This window comes from Nostoc sp. DedSLP04, assembly GCF_034530775.1.
Lineage (GTDB): Bacteria > Cyanobacteriota > Cyanobacteriia > Cyanobacteriales > Nostocaceae > Nostoc.
Genome location: NZ_JAVRCL010000053.1, coordinates 37,323 through 58,542, shown reverse-complemented (window position 1 = coordinate 58,542; position 21,220 = coordinate 37,323). Strand labels below are relative to the sequence as shown.

Genomic DNA, 21,220 nt, shown 5'->3' with positions numbered 1-21,220 from the left:
GTTCTCCCCATACTACACTCATGAATCAGTATTTCTGCAAAAATGGGATGCTCCCGATCGCCTTTCTCAGAAAGCCTTAGATTTTTATCATAAATTATTCTTTACCCAATCTCTAAAATGACGCATAGCTTGACTTCTGCCAATTGTTAAACATTGCTGAACATATTCATTGACTAATTCAACAATTGGGATACCAGGAAAATTAGGACTAGATTCAGATTTTATATATTTTCCTTCTTTTAGCAATAAAATTTCTAAACCTTGTTGTGTATGTCGCCAAAGTTCAGGAACTCCCAAAATTTCATAATTTTGAAATCGAGTGCGAGAAGTAATATCAATTTCGATTGCTAAATCTGGTGGTGGGTCTATATTTAAATATATGCGATTTTTACCAATTACAGCAGCTTGATTTTGAATATAAAAACTAGTATCTGGTTCTACTGCTTGGCACATTCGCTCATTTTTAAGTGTTGTAGAACCAAAAGGCTCAAAATCAATTTTTAGTATTTCTAATAAGATTTTGACTAAATCACCAATAAGTTCTTTATCTTTTTCGTGTTCTGGTAGGGGAACCATAATTTCTAACCAACCATGACTATAAGAAATACGTGCTGCACGTCTTTCTCCCATTTCTTCTAAAATGTCTTCTAACTGCTGCCAACTAATATCTTTAAGTAACATTTGTTGACCAGGTTTAACAATAATTTGTTGCAGTTTTAAAAGCATATTACCTCAGATAGTTGATCTAGTAATAATTGTATGTGGCAGATAGAATTTACAAATCAACTTTATTAAAGTATATCGCCTCTAACTATGAGTGTAGAAATTAGCCAAAAAAACTTATTGATATAATCTTTGACTGTTTCAAGTTTTTCAGGACTTTTTAATTTTTACTTGTTAAAGGAATACGGATGGTAAACTCTGTACCACATCCTGGGGTTGAATCAACTTCAATAGTCCCTCGATGTTTATCTACAACAATTTGATAAGCGATCGCCATTCCTAATCCGATTCCTTTACCCACAGGTTTAGTAGTAAACATATGGTCAAATACTCGTTGCTTGACATTCTCTGACATCCCAATACCGTTATCGTAAATCTGAACGATCGCGCAATGACTTGATTTGTCAATTTGGGTTTGGAGCTTAATTTGATTGGGGTTAGTTTTAAGATCCTCAAAACTTCGCTTTTGGCTGGCTTCTTCTAGTGCATCGATCGCATTCACGAGAACATTCATAAACACTTGATTGAGTTGCCCTGCGTAGCATTCTACTAGCGGTAGATCGCTGTATTGCTTAACGATCTGAATTTCTGGTAGGTTGGGCGTGGCTGTAAGGCGACGATTCAAAATCATCAGAGTGTTATCTAATCCTTCGTGAATATCTACAAATTTCATATCTGCTTCATCGAGGCGCGAGAAATTACGCAGCGACAGCACAATTTCACGAATGCGTTTGGTTCCCACTTGCATTGATGCCATTAATTTAGGTAAATCTTCTGCCAGAAACTCAATATCAAGGTCTTGAACGCGATCGCTAATTTCGGGGGTAGGATTTGGGTATGTTTGTTGATAAAGCTTGAGCAAATCGAGGATATCTTGGCTGTAAACGCTGGCATGGTTGAGATTGGCATGGATAAAATTGGCGGGATTATTGATTTCATGTGCCACTCCAGCCACTAATTGTCCCAGACTAGACATTTTTTCGGTGTGGATGAGTTGAGCTTGAGTATTTTGCAATTCTTTCAGGGTTTTGCTGAGTTGTTGCGTCTGCTGGCTAGAAATCAAGGCGCGATCGCGAATCTGTTCATATAGTTGCACCTGTCGCCACGCACTAATCAACCCAACCGCCAGCAATCCTCCCAAAACGGTAGCCAACAAATTCAACGCCTGTAATGGCGATTCAATATTTTCTTTTAGCACAATTAACGCTACTGACCAATTTGCCTCTCTGAGGGGAGTGTAAGCAACATAGCTCCATTTACCATCCAGTTGAGCTAATTCAATACTTGTGCGTTTAGCTACCATTTTTTGGGTAATTTCCGCTAACCTGGGATTGGGCGAATTAAGGAAACTCTGAGCGGCTTTTTCGGCTGTACCAATTAGTTCCGTGTTGGGATGGGCGATGGGAACTCCTTGAGAATTCAGCGCAAAGGCATAGCTGCCTTTACCTTGATGCAAATTGCCGATCGCCTCAACGACTCGGTTAATTGGAATTCCTCCCATTAAAACACCTGCTGGCTTTATGCCTGTTTCGGCAGGAATCGGCGAACTAATCTGAATCTGTAACTGTTTAGTTGTGCGTCCAATAATTGGATCGGTTGCTACTGTTTCACCTGCTATACTCCGCTGAAAAAATTCTCGGTCTTTAACATTGAGATGATCTCCGTGAGTATTGATTAATAGAGCATCCGGTGTGACCAACCCCATGAGCAAAAACGTTTGTAGCCGCTTCAATTCAGATTGCAAGTAAGGTTCCATTACAGACCAATCGAGCGATCGCACCACACCAGAATTTGCCAAAGTATTAATTTCTGTTTTACGAATGGCTAACCAATTATCAATATCATCCTGGCCTTTGCGTGTTTTTAATAGTACTTGTTCTTTCAGACTATCGAGTAGCAATCCCTTAACAATTTTGTAACTAGTGATAGCTGTAGCGCTAATACTAATAGACAAAAATACTACAATTGATAATAATATAAAGTTACGCGATCGCCATTTAAATGAGTAGTATTTTTTGTCGATTTGGGCATTCCATCGGGGATTAATTTTCAACCATACTTTCCGCAATTGAAGCATCATTGTAGCTTGACTCCAAACTAAAAATTTAAAAAGCAAAAATGAAAAGTGCTGAGTAAAGTGGAAATTACTCAGCACGGGCTAAACACTCCGCTATCGCTAACAGTACTCAACACTCATTATTGTTGTTGAGTAGAGATTTGAATGACAAACTCTGTACCTTTTCCAAGTTCGGAAGTACAAGAGATCGAACCGCCATGTGCTTCTACCACAATTTGACGAGCGATCGCTAATCCTAATCCAGTGCCTTTTCCTACAGCCTTGGTAGTGAACAAATGGTCAAACACTTTTTGTTTAACCTCCGGTGGCATCCCCACCCCGTTATCAGCAATCTTAATCAAAACATTTTGACCTGAATCTACTACACGAGTTTGAATAGTGATGCAATTGGGGTTGGCAAGAATCGCTTCCAAACTGCGTTCTGTATTGTATTGTTCAAGCGCATCAATGGCATTTGCTAACAAGTTCATAAACACTTGATTAAGTTGTCCCGCAAAGCATTCCACTAGGGGGAGCTTGCCATAATTCTTCACTACCTCAATTGCTGGACGGTTTTCATTAGCTTTTAAACGGTGTCTGAGAATCAGAATAGTGCTATCAATCCCTTCGTGAATATCAAAAGGAACTTTATAATCCTTATCTGCTCTGGAGAAGGTTCGCAAACTGGTACTGATACTACGAATACGGTTAACACCCAATTTCATCGAGTCTAGTAATTTAGGCAAATCTTCGCGTAAATAATTCAAGTCGATGGCATCAATTTCATCTTGAATATCTAAACTGGGATTGGGAAACTTTTGTTGATAAAGATTAATTAGTCCAAACAAATCTTTAACATAATCTTTGGCAGGTTCAATATTACCAGCAATGAAGCCTACAGGATTGTTGATTTCATGGGCAACACCTGCTACCAGATTGCCAAGAGCAGACATTTTTTCATTTTGCACCACTTGCAATTGCATCGTTTTGAGTTCTTGCAACGCTTGTTCCAACTGTTGTTTTTGCTGCTGTAACAATTGTTGTGCTTGTTGGCGTTCAGTGATGTCTTCAGATGTGCTTAGAATGCCAAAAACGTTTCCTTCTCTATCTTTTAGAGGAATTTTATTTGTATTAGACCACTTTTGTGTTCCATCTACTTGCTGCACGGTTTCGATAATGTTGAGTTCCGCTTCCCCAGACTCAATAATGCGGCGATCGCGCGCTACAAAAAAATCTGATTGCTCACTAGTCCAGGGAAGATTGTAGTCTGTTTTCCCAATAACATCTTCTGGCATTCCTAGACCCCAAGTTTGTGTAAATTTATGATTACAGCCTAAATAAACACTATTGCAGTCTTTCCAGAAAACAGATTGTGGGATATTGTCAATAATTAACCGCAAAAATTGTTCCGTCTGTCCCAAGTTTTCTAGAGTATTTTGTGCTTGCTGGTAAAGTCGGGCATTTTCTAGGGAAATTGCAGCTTGAGTGCATAATAGATTGAGAATTTCGACGCGATCGCTAGTAAACGCCCCACTCATCAGATTGTTTTCTAAATATAAAATCCCTAACAATTTTCCTTGATAGAGAATCGGCGTACACAGCAAGCTTTTGGGTTGCTGACGAATAATATAGGGATCGGTTATTAGCGCCGGATGCAATGTTGTATCAAAGATAACGGTAGATTGCAAGTTACGTTTAACGGCGTAAATTAGACTATGAGGAACGTCTGCACTATCTTCCACAAAAATGGACTGTAACACTGTTGATTGTTGCCCAACTTGAGTCATCGCCTCAACTAGCAATCTATCTTCTTTAAGCAGTAGTAACGCACACTTATCTGCTCCAGCATTTTCAATCACTACTTGTAGCAGCTTCGTAAGTAATTTATCTAATTCAATTTCACTGGAGAGAGTCTGAGAGGCTTTTAAAACTGTTGCCAAATCTAGCATTACTGATGTATTGCTGCTAGATGTTACTGATTTATGAATGCTTGGGTGGAAGGTAGTAATGCTGTCAATATTTGCGATTGTGTCATTGGGTGTGAGTGGCGATCGCCTCTGTTGTAAAATTGGGGCTAACAGTTGTGAATAACGCTGTTCTAGGTCATCGACTTTAGCTTTAGCATCCCAACGGGTGTAGCAATAGTAAGCATTAATTAAATACTCTTGAGCAATGCGTTCTTTGCCCCATTCTAAATAAAACTTGGCTGCAAGCTCGTTGGCGAGAGCTTCTTCGTTGACATATTCGTTTTCTTTGGCTTTAGCAATGGCGCGATCGTATGACTCGATTGCATCCATATATTTGCCAGAAATTCTTGCTATTTCCGCAGATAACAAGAGATATCGATGTAGAAAGTTGTCTGGGCAACTATTCGCCCAATTTTTCTGAATTTGTTGATGCTCTCGAATAATGTCCCAATACTGCTTTTTCTTCTCTAATGTCACATTGGGATAAAGAGCTATCAAGCTGAGTGGATAATAGAAATGATACTGAATAATTGGGAAAAAACCAGAGTTACAACCAAGAGTTTTCTCAGCTTCTTCTGCTGCTTGTACAGCATCTGTGTAACGACCATAAAGGTACGACAATTGGATTTTAAGAAAACAGTACCAATTAATTCCATGATCGAAGTTACTCTTCTGTCTCCATACTTCTATATAGGGAATATTTTCATCGTTGCGATCGCCTAATAAATCGGTATTTTTAGATATATCTTGCAGATTTAATAAAAACTGCTGCTGTAAAGTAAATGCATACAGCATATTGGCATCATTAACCTGTTGGACATAACTCAGATATTTTTCAGTTTCCGCGTAAACATCTGAGAGGCGATCGCCTTTAATTAACATTGCCCAAATCAAAAACGAAACCGCCCAAACACCAAACACCAAATTTCCAGTTTCTTGACAGACTTGGAATGATTCCTGAGAAAGTGGCAAATTCGTTTTCAAATGCTGATTATAGGGATTAATCGTGTGTGCAAAGATATTATTGGTCTTAAAAATAAATTGAGTACTATTAAAGTGACGATCGAGTTTTAGTGCTAATGTACCGAACTCATAAGCAGTTTGATAATTTCCTTGATTTGCCAGACTCATCCCATATATACAGTAAGCAAAACCAGAACTTTCTGCATTGCCATATTTAAACGATAAATTGATCGCTAATAGAGGAACCAAGCAACTGAGGTATCGATCTCCTCCCATATAAGCTGCTGCCCAAAGGTCAGCTAAAATACCCATACAAACCTTCTTCTCTGGATCTGTCATCTCAGGCAGATCGAATAAATCTGATATGCGAATCGTTTGCAGTTTAGCTTTTAATTCTTGAAGTTCAGTTTCGATAACAGCTTGCTGTTCTTCAGGAGTGACTAGCAGATGCATCCCCATAATGCTCAAACCTTTTACTCCAGCTTCAATACTAGCTGCTATATTTTCACCTTGAGTCATTCTCAGATACATCTGAATCCTATAAATCTCTACTTGCTCAAACCTATCTTGGCTTTGAGCTAACGCTATCTGAAATAATGTTTCGGCCTGGTGAAAATTACTATTTAAATATTCACATTCTGCGGATTCTCGATATAATTCAAATGTAATTTTATAATTAAATAACCAACTTTCTGCTATCAGCAAGCTTCTACCCAATGTAAAATATTTCAGGGCTGCTTTATAAGCAGTAGAAGCTTTCGCTTTCTTACCAGCGATTAGATTCAGTTGAGCTAGTTCATATCTTTGAGATTGTCCATCAATTATGTCAATTCCCTCATTTAGCTGATTAACAATGTCAAAAATGCTAGCTTCAAGCGCTTCAGGTGATGTATTGTTTAACAGTAATTGCCCAATCTTGAAATGAGTAGCTTTTCGTTGAGATTCAGGGATAAGAGAATAGGCTGCTTGCTGAACGCGGTCATGAAGAAATCTGTAAGAGCAAGAATCAGGAAAATTGTGTTGCTGAAATTCGGAGTTTTGAATTCTCAATTGCGACTCGTCATGATAGAACTTGTAAATTTCATTGGTAGGAATAATCAACCCATCTTGCAAAGCTTTCCAAAAGTCTGCGGCTGTTTCGACTTGGGATTTTTCATGGACGATCGCTAACGTCGCTAAATCAAATTGATTTCCTACACAAGCCGCTAACTTCAAAACTTCTTGAGTTTTTGCTGACAATTTCTGAAGCTGAATTGCCATAAACTCTACTACATCATCGGTAAGAGCGAGCGATCGCACCTGAGCAATATCACATTCCCAATAACCACCATTAAAATTAAATGTAATTAGTTTATCTTGATGTAGCGCTTTGAGAAACTGGGTGCTGAAGAAAGGATTTCCTTTAGTTTTGCTCAATACTAATTCTGTTAGAGGTGTGGCTAAAGCTAAAGAGCAACTCAATGTATCTGCAACCAAATAATTGATAGAAACTCGATCGAGAGGTAATAAAGTAATCGTATTGACTGTAGCATCTAACTTTTGAATCTCTTCTAAAGTCAGCATCAGGGGATGTACTGGGTTGACTTCGTTATCTCGATAAGCACCAATTAACAGCAGATAACCGATGTCAGCTTCGCTCATTAACAAGTGCATTAAGTTTAAAGAAGCAGCATCTGCCCATTGCAGATCGTCAATAAAGATTGCCAATGGATGCTCTGATGCAGTGAAGACTTGAGTGAATTTCAAAAACAGCGAATTGAAGCGATTTTGGGCTGCACCACCAGAGAGTTCTGGCGCAGGAGGCTGTTTACCAATCATACTTTCCAGTTCTGGAATCACCTCAATCATCACTTGTCCGTGTTCACCCAAAGCAGAAAGAATTTTGCGCTTCCATTGCTGGAATTGGGCGTCAGTTTCACTTAGCAGTTGCCCGATTAAGTCTCGAAAGCCTTGCATAAAGGCAGAGAAAGGGATGTTGCGCTGGAACTGGTCAAATTTACCTTTAATGAAATAACCCCGTTGTCGCACAATTGGCTTGTGGACTTCGTTCACCACAGCAGTTTTGCCAATGCCAGAAAAGCCCGCTACCAACATAATTTCAGTGCTTCCCTGGCTGACTCTCTCAAAGGCATCCAGTAAATTTTGAACTTCGGCTTGGCGACCGTAGAGCTTTTCTGGGATGATGAAGCGATCGCAAATATCCCGCTCACCCAATTGAAAGGATTTAACCCTGCCAATTTCTTGCAATTGAGACAAACATTTTTCTAAATCAAATTTCAGCCCTAATGCACTCTGATAGCGGTCTTCAGCATTTTTCGCCATCAATTTCATCACAATCCCACAAAGAACTTCGGGAATTTCTTCTTCCCCCCTGATCCCTGCCCCCTGTCCCCTGCCTCCTAATTGCTCTGGAAGCTTTGCAATATGACAGTGAACCAACTCCATCGGATCGTTAGACTCAAAGGGCAGATGTCCAGCCAGCAATTCATAGAAGGTAACGCCGAGGGAATAGTAATCACTGCGATAGTCAATTCCACGATTCATCCGCCCGGTTTGTTCTGGGGAAAGATAAGCGAGAGTACCTTCTAAGACATTGGGACTGTGAATTTCGCGGGTTTCTTTAGGTAAAAGAGAGGCAATACTAAAGTCAATTAACTTGACTTGCTTAGTTTCCGGGTTGATGAGGATGTTGGCAGGCTTAATATCTTTGTGGATAACCTGATGGCGGTATAGTCCGTCAAGAATATTACTTAGAGCGATCGCAATATCCAAAAACTCTGTCAAAGTATATTGGTTGCTCGCCATTTTTTGGTTGAGCCAATCTCTGAGGGAAATACCACCAAAATCCTCCATCACCAAAGCATAGCTATTGCGGTAAGGTTCCAGGCTGTAGGGATGAACAATACCGGGTAGGTCAAGATTTTTAGCAATAGTGTACTGATTACGGAACAGCAGCAGTTCATTGAAGTTAGGATACTCTTGCTGGAGCAGTTTAATCACAACCGGAAGTCGATCCGCCTCTCGAATAGCACGGTAAACTACGGTTCTAGAGCCTGCATAAAGTTGTTCGCTAATTTGATAGTTCAAAAGCTTGTCCATCGGCTCAACTGCTGTATTCATACTTCATCAACTCTTGTGAAATCAGCTACTTATTTAAAGTAGTTTGCCCAAGAATAAGCTTTTGCTAACTCAGTTTTCTTTTAAACAATCGCATTGTACGCGTGTAATCTATCTGTAGCTCCTTCAGCAAAACTACCGCTATTTCCAGTAAAATCAAATTCTAAGGACTGTGGATTTGGGAGAAACTTGGGGTGCCTACACTTGGCGTTAACATTGACCACATCGCCACTATCCGGCAAGCGCGGCGGACGGTGGAACCAGACCCGGTAGCGGCGGCGGTACTGGCAGAATTAGCAGGTGCAGATGGAATTACGGTGCATCTGCGCGAAGATCGGCGACATATCCAAGATCGGGATGTGCGGATATTGCGGCAAACAGTGCGATCGCATCTTAATTTAGAAATGGCCGCTACAGATGAAATGCTGGCGATCGCTCTCGATATCAAACCAGATTACGTGACTTTAGTCCCCGAAAAGCGCGAAGAAGTCACAACAGAAGGCGGACTAGATATTGCCCTCCAAATTGCTAGAATAGGTGAGATAGTCGATAAATTGCAAAGCGCTAGCATTCCAGTTAGTTTATTTATCGATGCCCAACCAGCACAAATTGAAGCATCTGTCAAGACACAGGCGCAGTTTATTGAATTGCACACCGGACAATATGCTGAGGCTAAAGATGAAACAAATCGCCAGCGAGAATTAGCCATATTAGCAAAAGGGTGTGAACAAGCGATTCAAGCCGGATTGCGAGTTAACGCTGGTCACGGACTCACCTACTGGAACGTCTATCCAGTGGCCGCGCTTCCAGGCATGGAAGAATTAAACATTGGTCATACCATCATCAGTCGGGCAGCATTAGTAGGTATAGAAAGGGCAGTCCGCGAGATGAAACAAGCTATAAGAGGGAATGGGGAATAGGCAATAGGCAACAGGGAAATACTTAATAAAACTTCCCCCCTGCCCCCTACTCCCTGCTCCCTGCTCCTTATATAAAAAGAGGGGTTGTCACTGCGAAATCTAGAAATTGGGATCGAATCTTCAGCAAAAACTTCTATGAGCGCAACACAATCTAACAACCTGCCACTTTGGGTACAGGATCGCGATCGGGTGATAGCAGAAAGCACTGATGTCGAGTGGCGCTATCAGACACCGCCTGATTATTCTCGTTCCAAAGAGAATCTTGCTAAAGAAAGTATCTATAATCATCTTGAAGGAACGCTGGAAGCGATCGTGCAAAACTTGGTGAGAACCTTCGAGATGGAGGTATCCTTCAAAGCTAACCCGCAAGAGTGGTTATCTATTGTGAATGACAACTTTCGCGTCAGTACCAATGGCGGAGTAGAGTATACCGCAGCAGATTTATCAGCCCAAGGTACTTACAATCTATTTATGCCTGATTCAGAGCATTACAAAGCTTCAGAAGAAACCTTTGAATCATCCGCAAAAGTCTTCCACACAACATTTCCTCAAGGATTTCCTTGGGAAGTGCTGGAAGTTTTCTCAGGGCCACCGAATGTAACATTTAAATGGCGGCATTGGGGACATTTTAACGGAGAATATAAAGACCATGCACCTACTGGAGAAACAATAGAAATTATCGGTATGAGCATTGCAAAAGTTACCGATGACTTGAAGGTTATTTCCTTAGAACATTACTTCGACAATAATCTGTTCTTGGAAAAGCTAACATCTGGTGGCAAACAGACAAAATCTGAAAACCAGAAAAGTGCTTGTCCGTTCAGTTCTTGGTTCAAGAAATCCCAGAAAAGTTAGTTAGTTTTGTTAGGGTACAGAGTCACTGTGCCCTGAAATTATTCACATAGCAAGCAAAGGATGAAAATGCAAACATACCATTACGTTTTGGCAAGTCACCGCTTTCTTCTCGAAGAAGAACCGATACACGAAGTTCTCAAAGAACGCACCCGTAACTACCACGAACAAGAAAAAGAAATAGATTTTTGGTTAGTTGAGCAACCAGCTTTCTTGGAAACACCGCAGTTTAAAGAGCTAAAAGCAAAATGTCCCCAACCAGCAGTAGCAATTATTTCTACAAATCCTCAATTTATTACTTGGTTAAAACTGCGTTTAGAGTACGTTATTACTGGCGAATTCCAGGCTCCTTCTGAGGCAATACCAGATGCTTTGGCATCGCTTACTACCGTATCTTAGGCATAGCGCATTCGACATTGGGCATGGAGAAAAGATAAGGAAGATGGGGAAACAAGGGAGATTGTTCAATAATTCTCCCTTGTCCCCTTGTCTGCTCTGCTCCCCTGCCCCTCTGCCCCTCTGCCTCTTCCCCCACTCCCTGATTTTATTTTTGAGTAACAAAATATATTTTTTGACACATATTTCATCACCATACTGAAGTAGCTAGGTTTTCAGCTTTTTTCTTATAAAATCTTCTAGGACACCTTAATTTACATAATCTAACTTTTGTGCATAGATTTCAGAATTTCCCAAGTGTTTTAGGATTAGCGATTGTAGGGTTGATTGGTGGCATGAGTTCTGTACTTGCTCAAAAAACCATTCCCTCTTGTCAACCACCAAATGCGGGTGAGTATCTTTTATTAGTAGTCAGTCCCACAGCAAATAATCAAAAGCAGTTACGTAGCGCTTTACCACCTGAACTTAAAACTATCACCTGCAAATATCTCAACGAAACCGTGACGCGAGTCGGAGGCTTTAACAAAATTGATGATGCCAATCGTTGGGCAAGATATGTCAGCAATATTGTTGGCTTATCTGCCATAATTACCACTCGACCAACGACAACGGCAGATGTGCAGCCACAGTCACAGCCACAGTCACAGCCCAAACCACCTCAGCAGACAGTCAGCTATAATCCTCAAGCATTAGGAGAAGGTTATGCAGTACTGGTAGATTATTACAACCGTCCAGAATTAGTAAATAGTGTGCAGCAAGTGGTCGGAGGTAACGTCGGTTTTGTTTCTTATGGACAACGCCCTTACTTGCTAGCAGTTTATACCACTAACCAAACTGAAGCGTATAATACATTGCAAAAGCTAAACAATGGCGGTTTCGTTGCCAGCCTAGTAGATAGTCGTAAAGTGATTCTGCTGCGCTCGACTGTGCGGTTTTAGCGATCTTAAGTTCAGTGGTATCTTGATGCGGTCTACCAGAGTGGTAATTTGTCAATTGAATTAATTTGTGATTTTAAATTCCAAATTTCAAAGGGTTTTCAGCGAATATATTTATACTCGCTTTGCGTGAAATAAGTTCTTTGGAACAAATCCTTTCATTCTTAATTCCCTAAATTTATTCACGGGGTAAATTTAAAATCCAAAATCCAAAATTGATTGACAAATTACCAGTTATTAATTATCAATAGCCCCTCAAACAAAGATTTATTACTCTAGTTTAATAAGCAGACCTAGCTAACCAATAGATGGTTATACCCAAAGCCGATCCAGCGATTACCTGAACTGGTGTATGTCCGAGTAATTCTTTCAGACGGTCTTGGCTAAAGTCTGGTTTTTCATGGAATAATTCATCAATCATTTGATTGAGAATACGAGCTTGCTTGCCAGCTGCTTGGCGAACTCCGGCTGCATCATACATGACAATGATGGCAAAAACGATCGCAACGGCAAAATCAGGAGATGCCCAACCCAGTGTTTGCCCTACACCAGCGGCTAAAGCCGTAACCAGAGCCGAATGGGCACTGGGCATACCTCCGGTTGTCACCAAAACACGCACATTCAGTTTGCGATGTTTGACGATCTCAACTACGAGCTTTAATGCTTGAGCAATTAAACAAGCTACCAGAGCAACCAGCAGCACCCGGTTGTCTAAAATGTTGCCTATGTCCTGCATGTTATTTTGGTTAGGTTAGTAAATATTAGCAGCAGTTGTTGGTTGAGGAAACATTTAGATTCAACCCAAAATCCCAAATTAATCTATCACGTTAGAAAAAGACCAGCGATTCAAAATAACCTAAAAGCTTATCAAGTAAGCTTTTGTAATTTTGAATCAGTGAATTTTTAATTTCGTTGGGCAGTAGTAGTACAGTATGGTGTAAATAAACCACCCATTCCCAATCAATGAAACGCTTGCGGTATAGGAATTACGAATTACGAATTACGAATTACGAATTACCCAAAGCGTTACTAGTTATTACGGCTGATAATAAAATGAGCGATCGCTTGGAGTGGTTTAGCTCTGTCTCCAAATGGTTCTAATTCCACACAAGCTTCTTTAACTAGCTCTTGGGCAATTGATCGCGATTCCTCAAGTCCCCACAGGCTGGGATAGGTAACTTTCTGAGCTTTTTGGTCTTTGCCAGCTGTTTTACCTAATTGCTCTTGGGTAGAAGTGATATCCAAAATATCATCGATGATTTGGAATGCTAGCCCAATATTTTGAGCATAACGGGTTAGTCGCTGCACATCTTCAGGTGATGCATTAGCAATCAGCCCGCCACAAACTACGCAAGCTTCCAACAGGGCGGCTGTTTTGTGTTTATGAATGAAATTTAGGGTTTCTAAGGAAATATCTGATTTACCTTCCGACTCTAAATCGACAACTTGACCGCCGACCAAACCACTTGCCCCTAAGGCTCGGCCAAGACGGGCAATAACCTGCAAGACCACCTCTCTCTTAACACTTTGGGGGGTTTGAATGGCAACAGACTCAAAAGCAAGAGCCAACAAGCCATCCCCAGCCAAAATCGCTACATCTTCCCCATAGACTTTATGATTCGTCAGCTTTCCACGACGGTAATCGTCATTATCCATCGCTGGTAGGTCGTCATGTATCAACGACATTGTGTGGAGCATCTCCACAGCACAAGCTGTTGGCATGGCCATGTCAATGGTTCCACCTATCATTTCACAGGTGGCAAGGCAAAGAATGGGACGTACACGCTTACCTCCAGCTAATAACGAGTAGCGCATCGCCTCATAAATCTTTTCTGGATAAATGACTGAGATAGACCGATCCAAAGCATTATCACAAAGCTTTTGTCGCTCTTTTAAATAAGCTGCTAAGTTAAATGTGGCTTCTTCTGGTGGTGTCTTTTGGACGTTATCAGTTGCTACCATTCTTTAATTCCTGACATTTTGCGATTTTTGCCTTATACGTCACAATTTTAAGGTGCTGGGGGACTGAAAAAAATGAAGAGTTAAGAGTTAGGAGTTAGGAATTAGGAGTTAGGAGTTAACAACTCTTAACTTTTAACTGATCGCTTTCAACTTTTAACTCATCACTCCTCACTCCTCACTCTCTTTCTTCTTTTGCCGCTCTAGAATAGCTAGCAAATGTATTTTCCAACAATATGGCAACAGTCATCGGGCCGACACCACCAGGAACTGGGGTGATAAATCCTGCGACATCAGCGGTGGATTCCAAATGGACATCGCCAATGAGACGACTTTTGCCATTAGCATCGGTGACGCGATTCATCCCCACATCTACCACAACAGCGCCCGGTTTCACCATATCAGCAGAGATCAATCCGGGACGACCTACTGCTGCAATTAGAATATCAGCATTTTGGGTGATGGTTTTGAGGTCATGCGATCGCGAGTGAGCGATCGTGACTGTGGCATCAGCTTCTAATAGCATCAGCGCCATCGGTTTACCCACCAAAATACTGCGCCCTACCACTACTGCCTGTTTTCCCTGCAAAGGAATCTCATATTCTTCTAAAAGCCGCATCACACCAGCCGGGGTGCAGCTACGTAACCCAGTTTCTCCCCGTACTAGTCGCCCCAAGTTAACTGGATGCAGTCCATCAGCATCTTTATCGGGATCGATTTGATGTAGCAGAGTTACAGCATCCAGGTGGTTAGGTAAGGGCAATTGCACAAGAATGCCATCCACTCTTTTATCGTGGTTGAGTGCAGCAATTACCTCTTCTAACTCTTGGAGAGTAGTTTCGGCAGGAAAATGCTTACCAAAAGAAGCGATCCCAACTTTAGCGCAGGCTTTTTCTTTATTGCGTACATAAGCGGCTGACGCTGGGTTATCACCAACCATCAACACTGCTAAACCAGGTGGTCGTCCAATTTTTGGTTGTAATTGTGTAATGGCAACAGAAAGTTCTTGCTGAATTTTTGCAGCTAATGCTTTCCCATCAAGGATTTTGGCAGTTTTGGTTTCCATGAAAATTCCCAGCTATGTTCGCTTTTTGTCCAAAGTCCAAAATGAAAATATTGATTCTTAACTCTTGACTTTCGACTATTATTGTGTTGCTGTTTGATGTCGTAGCGTTTCTCTCACAGTAAATTCATAATGTTTATTTTCTCAGATCAACGGCATCATCTGAAGAATAAAGAATTAGGAAGTGGGGAAGAGCAGGAGAAGAATGCCCAATGCCCAATGCCCAATGCCCGATACCCAAAATAAATTGATGGCTTTTATGCGACAAATAAAAAATTTATCTCTTTCGTTCTTGTACGGGCACAGTATTGTTCCTTACCGTTTGGGGTTAATTTTTTTCCTGATCGCAGGACTTTGTAGTTGTGGTAACTTGACATCGCCTGGTTTGCGTGGTGCTGGCTTAAAAATTGGTACAAATGTCACTCCAATTGGAGAGATTAAACCAAAACAAGACAATCAGGCTATAGTTTACATCCAAGGTCAGGTAGAAAAGCAAGCTCCCCTGATCGAACAGTGGGCTTATAAAATTAAGGACTCAACGGGCAAAATTTGGGTTGTCACCAATCAAAAAAATCTGGGTGAAGGTTCAGAAGTTGTAATTAAGGGTAAAGTTCGCTACCGAAGTATTCCCTTAGCTGGCAAAGAATTGGGGGAAGTTTATTTAGAAGAAGAATAATTAAAAATTAAAAATAAAGATATGAACAATCAACAGGTGCACGTAGCGATCGCAATTCTCTACCAGAAAAACAAGTTTCTCATGCAGTTGCGTGACAACATCCCCGGTATTCTCTACCCTGGTTACTGGGCGCTGTTTGGCGGTCACATCGAACCTGGTGAAACGCCAGATGTAGCGGTAAAACGAGAAATTTTAGAAGAAATAGGCTATAATCTACCACCCTTTGTTGAATTTGGCTGTTATCCCAACGAAAGAGTTATCCGTCATGTCTTTCATGCACCACTCTTGGTGGAATTAAATCAACTGGTTCTGAATGAGGGCTGGGATATGGCGTTATTTACGCCAGAAGATATTCGCCAAGGTAACTATTATTCACAAAATGCTGGCGAAGTGCGACCTTTAGGGGCAATGCATCAGAAAATTATGTTGGATTTTATTGAGAAAAATCCAACATAATTTGGGGATTAGTCATTTGTCATTTGTCATTTGTCATTGGGCACGAGAGGCAGAGGTACTGCTCCCCACTTCCCACATCCCTAGAAGCCAAAATCAAGTTAGAACTCTTATGAGGTGATCGCTAATGCAATCAGCAAACAAACTGCCGCGATGGTTAACTATAGGAATGGCATTTCCCATTGCCATTCTCAACGGCTGGCTATTGCTCCAACTTATACAGTATTTTCAACCCTTAGTTAGCATTATTGCCGCCGCCATCCTACTAGCTTTTGTCTTGAACTATCCAATCCAGTTTCTCCAGGAACAAGGAGTGAAACCCAACTTAGCGATCGGGGGAGTGTTACTTTTGACTCTGGTGGTTTTAGTAGCTTTAGGCATCACCTTAGTTCCCCTGATTATTCAACAACTCGTTGAACTGGCTAATATTTTGCCCAGTTGGATTGATTCTGGTACTCAGCAGCTGCAAGCTTTTCAAGATTGGGCGTTAAGTCAACAGCAACTTCCGATTAATTTAAGTGGTTTATTCACCCAAGTTCTGGAACGATTATCTAACCAACTTCAGTCCTTTACTGGTAGAATTCTTGGTTTTGCTGTCGATACCATTGGTATTGTCCTCAATGTGCTGCTGGCGGTAGTGCTGACTATATACTTAATATTGAATGGTGAACGTCTTTGGGACGGAATTTTTCAGTGGTTTCCCCCTAATATTGGGCCAAGAGTACGAGAATTACTGCGAGAGGATTTCCACAATTACTTCATCGGTCAAGCAACATTGGGAGCTGTGTTAGGGGTGACAATTACTCTGGTGTTTTTGGCGCTGCAAGTTCCCCTAGCTTTACTTTTTGGTATTGGTATTGGCTTATTTTCACTTTTCCCCTTTGGTACGGGGGTAGGTATTGCCATAGTAAGTTTGTTGGTAGCGCTGCAAAATTTTTGGTTAGGGGTGGAAGTCTTAGGTGTAGCTGTTGCGATCGATCAAATTAATTCTAATATTATTGCACCTCGAATTCTCAGCAATTTGACTGGCTTAAATCCTGTGTGGGTGGTGATTTCTTTATTGCTGGGCGCAAAGTTAGGAGGAGTACTGGGTTTGTTAATTGCGATCCCTATTGCCAGCTTTATCAAAGATACAACAGATAGCTGGCAAGCTGGAGAGTTTAATAAGATAGAGGATATAGAGTCAGAACCTGTGACGGTAAAAAGTGAGAGAGCAGGAACTTATACTTAAAACTCTTAACTAAAAAATTGATGATATTGTCCAGCAATCAACTGCAAAATCCTAATTTAGGATGCCAACATCATCGCCAGAAATTAACGTAATTTAAACGAATACAAAGCTAAAAAGTGTAAATTGAGAATTAGGTCAAGATAGCGGAAGAACTGTCAGGAATGAAAAAAGAGATAAAAAAGCTGAGTATTAACATTAGATATGCTTTGTAAAGGATTAAAAGCTGCTGTTGTTATTGCTAGAACTTCGCTTGGCACGTTTTTGCTGGTACATCAACTCATCTGCCTGGAATATGAGTTTTTCCAATGAAACATCTTCATTGATAACGCACTCTTGAACTCCAATACTCATTGATAGATGATAACTTCTACTTGAATTTTGATTAAATAAATCAATGTTAGTTTGTAGGCGAACACTAATTGCATTCGTACGATCTGAACATTTCGGAATGAATACAACAAACTCATCACCCCCCCATCGGGCAACGATATCAGAATCTCTATAGGTTTGACTTAGTAATTCTGCGGCGTCTACTATTACCCGATCTCCAACTTCATGTCCAAAGGTATCATTGATTTGCTTCAATCCATCTATATCTATAAATAAGAGACAACAGGGCTTTTGTAGCCGATGGGCTAGTTTTAATTGCCGATCTGCAAATAGAAAAAAGCCTCGTCGATTATACACTCCAGTTAATTCATCTGTTAGAGATAAGCGCCTAACTTCTGCCTCAATTTTTTGATGCCCCTCTATTTCTTTTTCTAATGCAGCAGTTCGATTGTGGACTCTTTGTTCTAATTCATTATAAATCTGCACGTTTTCCATTGCGACAGCTGTTGTGTCTGCCAATGCCTGTAATAGCTTTACTTTTTCTTCTGTTGGCTGATGTAACGTTGCCCAATATGTTCCAATTGCACCGATGGGGTTACACATTCGGATCGGTACCATTGCCAAACTTTTGACAAAAGTTGGTTGGTAAGCTACAAATGGAATCCGTTCATCTCCATAAATATCGCTAATCACAACGGACTGACGGTTTTGCATTGTATACCCACTAATGCAAATACTCATCGGGAAGCGTTGGCCTTTCCATAAAGGAGCGATCGCATCTTCATCTGCGTAATAACATTGATCTCCATCTCGCAGTACAAAACTAGCCCCATCTGCCCCAGTCAACTCACGCGCAGACTTTCGTACAATCTCCATGATTTGTTCTAGCGTCCGTGCTAGTGACAATGCTTGAACAACCTCAATTAAATGCTCTATCCCCTGAACATAAGACATTTCAGCTTTGACATCATTAGAATCAGAAATGATGACCGGTGAAGCAGAGCTTTGAAAATTCATGCGCTTCCACCAATAAAAAACGATCGAAAATTAGTTGAGACTGCGATCGAAATTGCAATGTCCTTATTCTCAAAAACAGGACAAACGCATCTTATTTGTATAATGCTTACTCAGCCAAGGTTTAAAACATTATTTATTTTTGGAAATAAAATTTGAAATCCTTGTTGGCTATGGATTACAGAATTTAAATGCGTTTACCCTGATTTTAAAAAATTTATTATTTTATTCTATGAGAGATATTACGGATCTCTTTAACTATCTATCTAAAGAAAGATTGCAAAATTATATTGATATGTTAATTTGAGATGATTTTTGCGAATAAAATAGAAAGCTTCTCAGGTACAGACAGACACTACGGTATATTGACTTGACTTGACACAGATATTCTGTGACATAGATGATTTCTATGTCATCTGAAAACTAATGTGTCAGAAAACGCCCCAAATGCCGTTTTTGAGTTCATCGAACTCGCATTAAATTAATCCTCTAAAATCTTGATTTCATCAAGTTGATTAATCACCACATCCGCACCTCGGACATTATCTGACTTACCTATCCAAGTGATACCAATACAACCTGCGGCTTTAGCATTACGCGCCATTTGCATATCACCAACTGCATCACCCACCATCAAGGTAGCATTCGGTTCAACTCCCAAAGCTTGGCAAGCTTGCAAAAATAGCACTGGATCTGGTTTACTAGGCCCTTCATCTACGCCCATTTGCAACTGGATATAATTACTTAATTGGTGATTGGCTACAAAATTGCGTACTTCTTCAGTTGTCGCAGCCGAGAGAATGCCAAGTTTTAGACCACCCTCCCGCAGGTATTTCAAAATTTCTAGGCTACCTACAAACAGTGGTGAAGGAGTTTCTCCAATGTATTTTTCCGCTTCATCCAAAGCTTGACGGGCTATTTTTAAGCACTCAAACCATCCTCTTCCTGTTTCGGCAATATATGCCGCAGCCGCAACTTCTGTTTCGCGGCGGCTTGCTACTGATATTAAACCTGCGGGATCTAGAAAATTGCCATTGATGCCAAATGCCATTAATAGGGGTTCCCCAGTTCCAGGAATTTGAGCATCTATTAATCTTGCTGCCTTTTGTGCTAGCGATCGCAAATACGTTTCTGAATCTTCTAGAGTACCGTTTTTATCAAACAAAATTGCCTGGATATTACTAAAAGTGATATTTTTACATTTAATGGTTGCCATAATATTTAACTTCTACTACTTTCAATTCTTAACTTTCACCGATTCTCCACATAAAAAAAGAGGGAAAAACCCTCTTTATAAAAATGATTTAATACTCTTACTTCAAAACAAGTAAAACTATAAAAAATCTATTACTCTTCAATAGCTGCTGGAATTTCCTCTTCAATTTCCGTTGCTGCTGGAATCTCTGTTTCAATTCCCGCAACGACTGGAATATCTTCCTCAAGTTCTGTTGCTGGTGGAATATCTTCGTCAAGCTCTGTTGCTGGTGGAATATCTTCGTCTGCAAGAACTTCCGCAGGTGCAGCCGCAGCAGTAGCACCTTGCTGCTTGGCTAATAGCTGTTCGCGATACTTAGCAGCCATTTCTTCCGCCTTATCGTAGACCAAATCCCGGTTTTTAATCATGTCGCCGGGTTCTGGTTCTAGCTGCTTGGTAGATAGGGAAATGCGACCCCTTTCTGCATCCAAGTCAATGATCATAACTTTCACTTCATCATTGACATTGAACACGCTATGAGGTGTATCAATATGTTCGTGAGAAATCTCAGAAATATGCAGTAGACCACTGACGCCGCCAATGTCGATGAAAGCACCGTAGGGTTTGATACCACGAACAGTACCAATTACTACTTCGCCGACTTCTAGGCGGTTCATCTTGCGCTCAACCAGCGCCCGACGATGAGATAAAACGAGGCGATTACGTTCTTCGTCTACCTCTAGGAATTTCAATGGCAGATCCTCACCTACCAATTCTTCTTTAGGTTTGCGGGTACTGATGTGAGAACCTGGGATAAAGCCACGTAATCCCTCAATCCGTACCAATGCTCCACCGCGATTGGTTGCAAATACGCCAGAACGGACAGTAGCATCTTCTGCTTGCAACTGCCGCACGCGTTCCCAGGCCCGCATATATTCAATACGGCGAATGGAAAGGGTTAATTGACCATCTTCGTTTTCATCGGTAAGGATGAAAAATTCGCGCGTTTCGTTTGACTGTAATACTTCTTCCGGGCTATCCACCCGGTTAATAGACATTTCTTGTATAGGTATATATGCTGCGGTTTTAGCACCAATGTCAATCAGAGCGCCGCGCGGCTCTATACTGAAAACTGTTCCTGGCACAACATCGCCAGGGCTAAAATGATAATCGTATTTGTCAAGTAGAGCAGCGAAATCTTCGTGAGTGAATCCAATTTCTGTAGCGGTTAAATTCTGATTGACCATGCTGATTTGTTCCTGGTTCTAGTCTCCGTAAAGGTGGTGTGACAAGCGCGATGCTTTATGTAGGCAGTACTATGGCAGCTTACACAAAACATCCTTTTTTATCCTAGCGCACAAAAGCTAGCA

16 protein-coding genes are annotated in these 21,220 nt (G+C 40.9%); 7 read left to right on the top strand and 9 right to left on the bottom strand.

What is annotated here, in order from left to right; translation table 11 throughout:
• Positions 1–87: 87 nt before the first annotated feature.
• The 3 genes from RMX89_RS25405 to RMX89_RS25395 form a co-directional block, all read right to left on the bottom strand.
• Positions 88–726, bottom strand: coding sequence for a Uma2 family endonuclease (locus tag RMX89_RS25405; protein WP_322690901.1), 639 nt, complete (start codon positions 724–726; stop codon positions 88–90).
• Between the two features lie 157 nt (positions 727–883).
• Positions 884–2,803: a sensor histidine kinase gene (locus RMX89_RS25400; RefSeq protein WP_322690900.1), complete on the bottom strand. Its 1,920-nt coding sequence runs from the start codon at positions 2,801–2,803 to the stop codon at positions 884–886.
• 116 nt (positions 2,804–2,919) lie between these two features.
• Positions 2,920–8,829, bottom strand: coding sequence for an AAA family ATPase (locus RMX89_RS25395; protein ID WP_322690899.1), 5,910 nt, complete (start codon positions 8,827–8,829; stop codon positions 2,920–2,922).
• Between the two features lie 191 nt (positions 8,830–9,020).
• Between RMX89_RS25395 and RMX89_RS25390 the strand changes: the two genes are divergently transcribed.
• The 4 genes from RMX89_RS25390 (at position 9,021) to RMX89_RS25375 (ending at position 11,932) form a co-directional block, all read left to right on the top strand.
• Complete coding sequence (locus RMX89_RS25390) at positions 9,021–9,746, top strand: pyridoxine 5'-phosphate synthase (protein WP_322690898.1); 726 nt, start codon at positions 9,021–9,023, stop codon at positions 9,744–9,746.
• Between the two features lie 135 nt (positions 9,747–9,881).
• Positions 9,882–10,601, top strand: coding sequence for a SnoaL-like polyketide cyclase (locus RMX89_RS25385; RefSeq protein WP_322690897.1), 720 nt, complete (start codon positions 9,882–9,884; stop codon positions 10,599–10,601).
• Between the two features lie 66 nt (positions 10,602–10,667).
• Positions 10,668–10,997 (top strand): MgPME-cyclase complex family protein, encoded by a 330-nt coding sequence (locus tag RMX89_RS25380; RefSeq protein ID WP_322672049.1) that lies wholly within the window; start codon positions 10,668–10,670, stop codon positions 10,995–10,997.
• Positions 10,998–11,266: 269 nt separating this feature from the next.
• Positions 11,267–11,932: a hypothetical protein gene (locus tag RMX89_RS25375; protein WP_322690896.1), complete on the top strand. Its 666-nt coding sequence runs from the start codon at positions 11,267–11,269 to the stop codon at positions 11,930–11,932.
• Between the two features lie 277 nt (positions 11,933–12,209).
• Here the strand turns inward: RMX89_RS25375 and RMX89_RS25370 are convergent, their stop codons facing one another.
• The 3 genes from RMX89_RS25370 to folD all read right to left on the bottom strand — a co-directional run bounded on the left by RMX89_RS25370 (position 12,210) and on the right by folD (position 14,954).
• Entirely contained in the window at positions 12,210–12,665 is a 456-nt protein-coding gene (locus RMX89_RS25370; RefSeq protein WP_094350479.1) for a divergent PAP2 family protein, read from the bottom strand.
• A gap of 293 nt (positions 12,666–12,958) precedes the next feature.
• Positions 12,959–13,891 (bottom strand): geranylgeranyl diphosphate synthase CrtE, encoded by a 933-nt coding sequence (crtE, locus tag RMX89_RS25365; RefSeq protein ID WP_322684944.1) that lies wholly within the window; start codon positions 13,889–13,891, stop codon positions 12,959–12,961.
• 175 nt (positions 13,892–14,066) lie between these two features.
• The gene (folD, locus tag RMX89_RS25360) at positions 14,067–14,954 is read right to left on the bottom strand and encodes a bifunctional methylenetetrahydrofolate dehydrogenase/methenyltetrahydrofolate cyclohydrolase FolD (protein ID WP_322690895.1); all 888 of its coding nucleotides are present in this window, start codon (positions 14,952–14,954) and stop codon (positions 14,067–14,069) included.
• A gap of 256 nt (positions 14,955–15,210) precedes the next feature.
• Between folD and RMX89_RS25355 the strand changes: the two genes are divergently transcribed.
• The 3 genes from RMX89_RS25355 to RMX89_RS25345 all read left to right on the top strand — a co-directional run bounded on the left by RMX89_RS25355 (position 15,211) and on the right by RMX89_RS25345 (position 17,311).
• Positions 15,211–15,627: a hypothetical protein gene (locus tag RMX89_RS25355; protein ID WP_416212008.1), complete on the top strand. Its 417-nt coding sequence runs from the start codon at positions 15,211–15,213 to the stop codon at positions 15,625–15,627.
• 21 nt (positions 15,628–15,648) lie between these two features.
• Positions 15,649–16,083 (top strand): NUDIX hydrolase, encoded by a 435-nt coding sequence (locus RMX89_RS25350; protein ID WP_322690893.1) that lies wholly within the window; start codon positions 15,649–15,651, stop codon positions 16,081–16,083.
• 124 nt (positions 16,084–16,207) lie between these two features.
• Positions 16,208–17,311 carry an AI-2E family transporter gene (locus RMX89_RS25345; protein ID WP_322684948.1) on the top strand — a complete coding sequence of 368 codons (1,104 nt, stop codon included), beginning with the start codon at positions 16,208–16,210 and terminating at the stop codon, positions 17,309–17,311.
• A 216-nt stretch (positions 17,312–17,527) separates the two neighbouring features.
• On the opposite strand, the gene RMX89_RS25340 is transcribed toward RMX89_RS25345, so the two are convergent.
• The 3 genes from RMX89_RS25340 to RMX89_RS25330 form a co-directional block, all read right to left on the bottom strand.
• Entirely contained in the window at positions 17,528–18,658 is a 1,131-nt protein-coding gene (locus RMX89_RS25340; RefSeq protein ID WP_322690892.1) for a sensor domain-containing diguanylate cyclase, read from the bottom strand.
• 478 nt (positions 18,659–19,136) lie between these two features.
• Complete coding sequence (locus tag RMX89_RS25335) at positions 19,137–19,871, bottom strand: HAD family hydrolase (RefSeq protein ID WP_322672057.1); 735 nt, start codon at positions 19,869–19,871, stop codon at positions 19,137–19,139.
• A gap of 131 nt (positions 19,872–20,002) precedes the next feature.
• Entirely contained in the window at positions 20,003–21,097 is a 1,095-nt protein-coding gene (locus RMX89_RS25330; RefSeq protein WP_322672058.1) for a 30S ribosomal protein S1, read from the bottom strand.
• Positions 21,098–21,220: the final 123 nt, after the last annotated feature.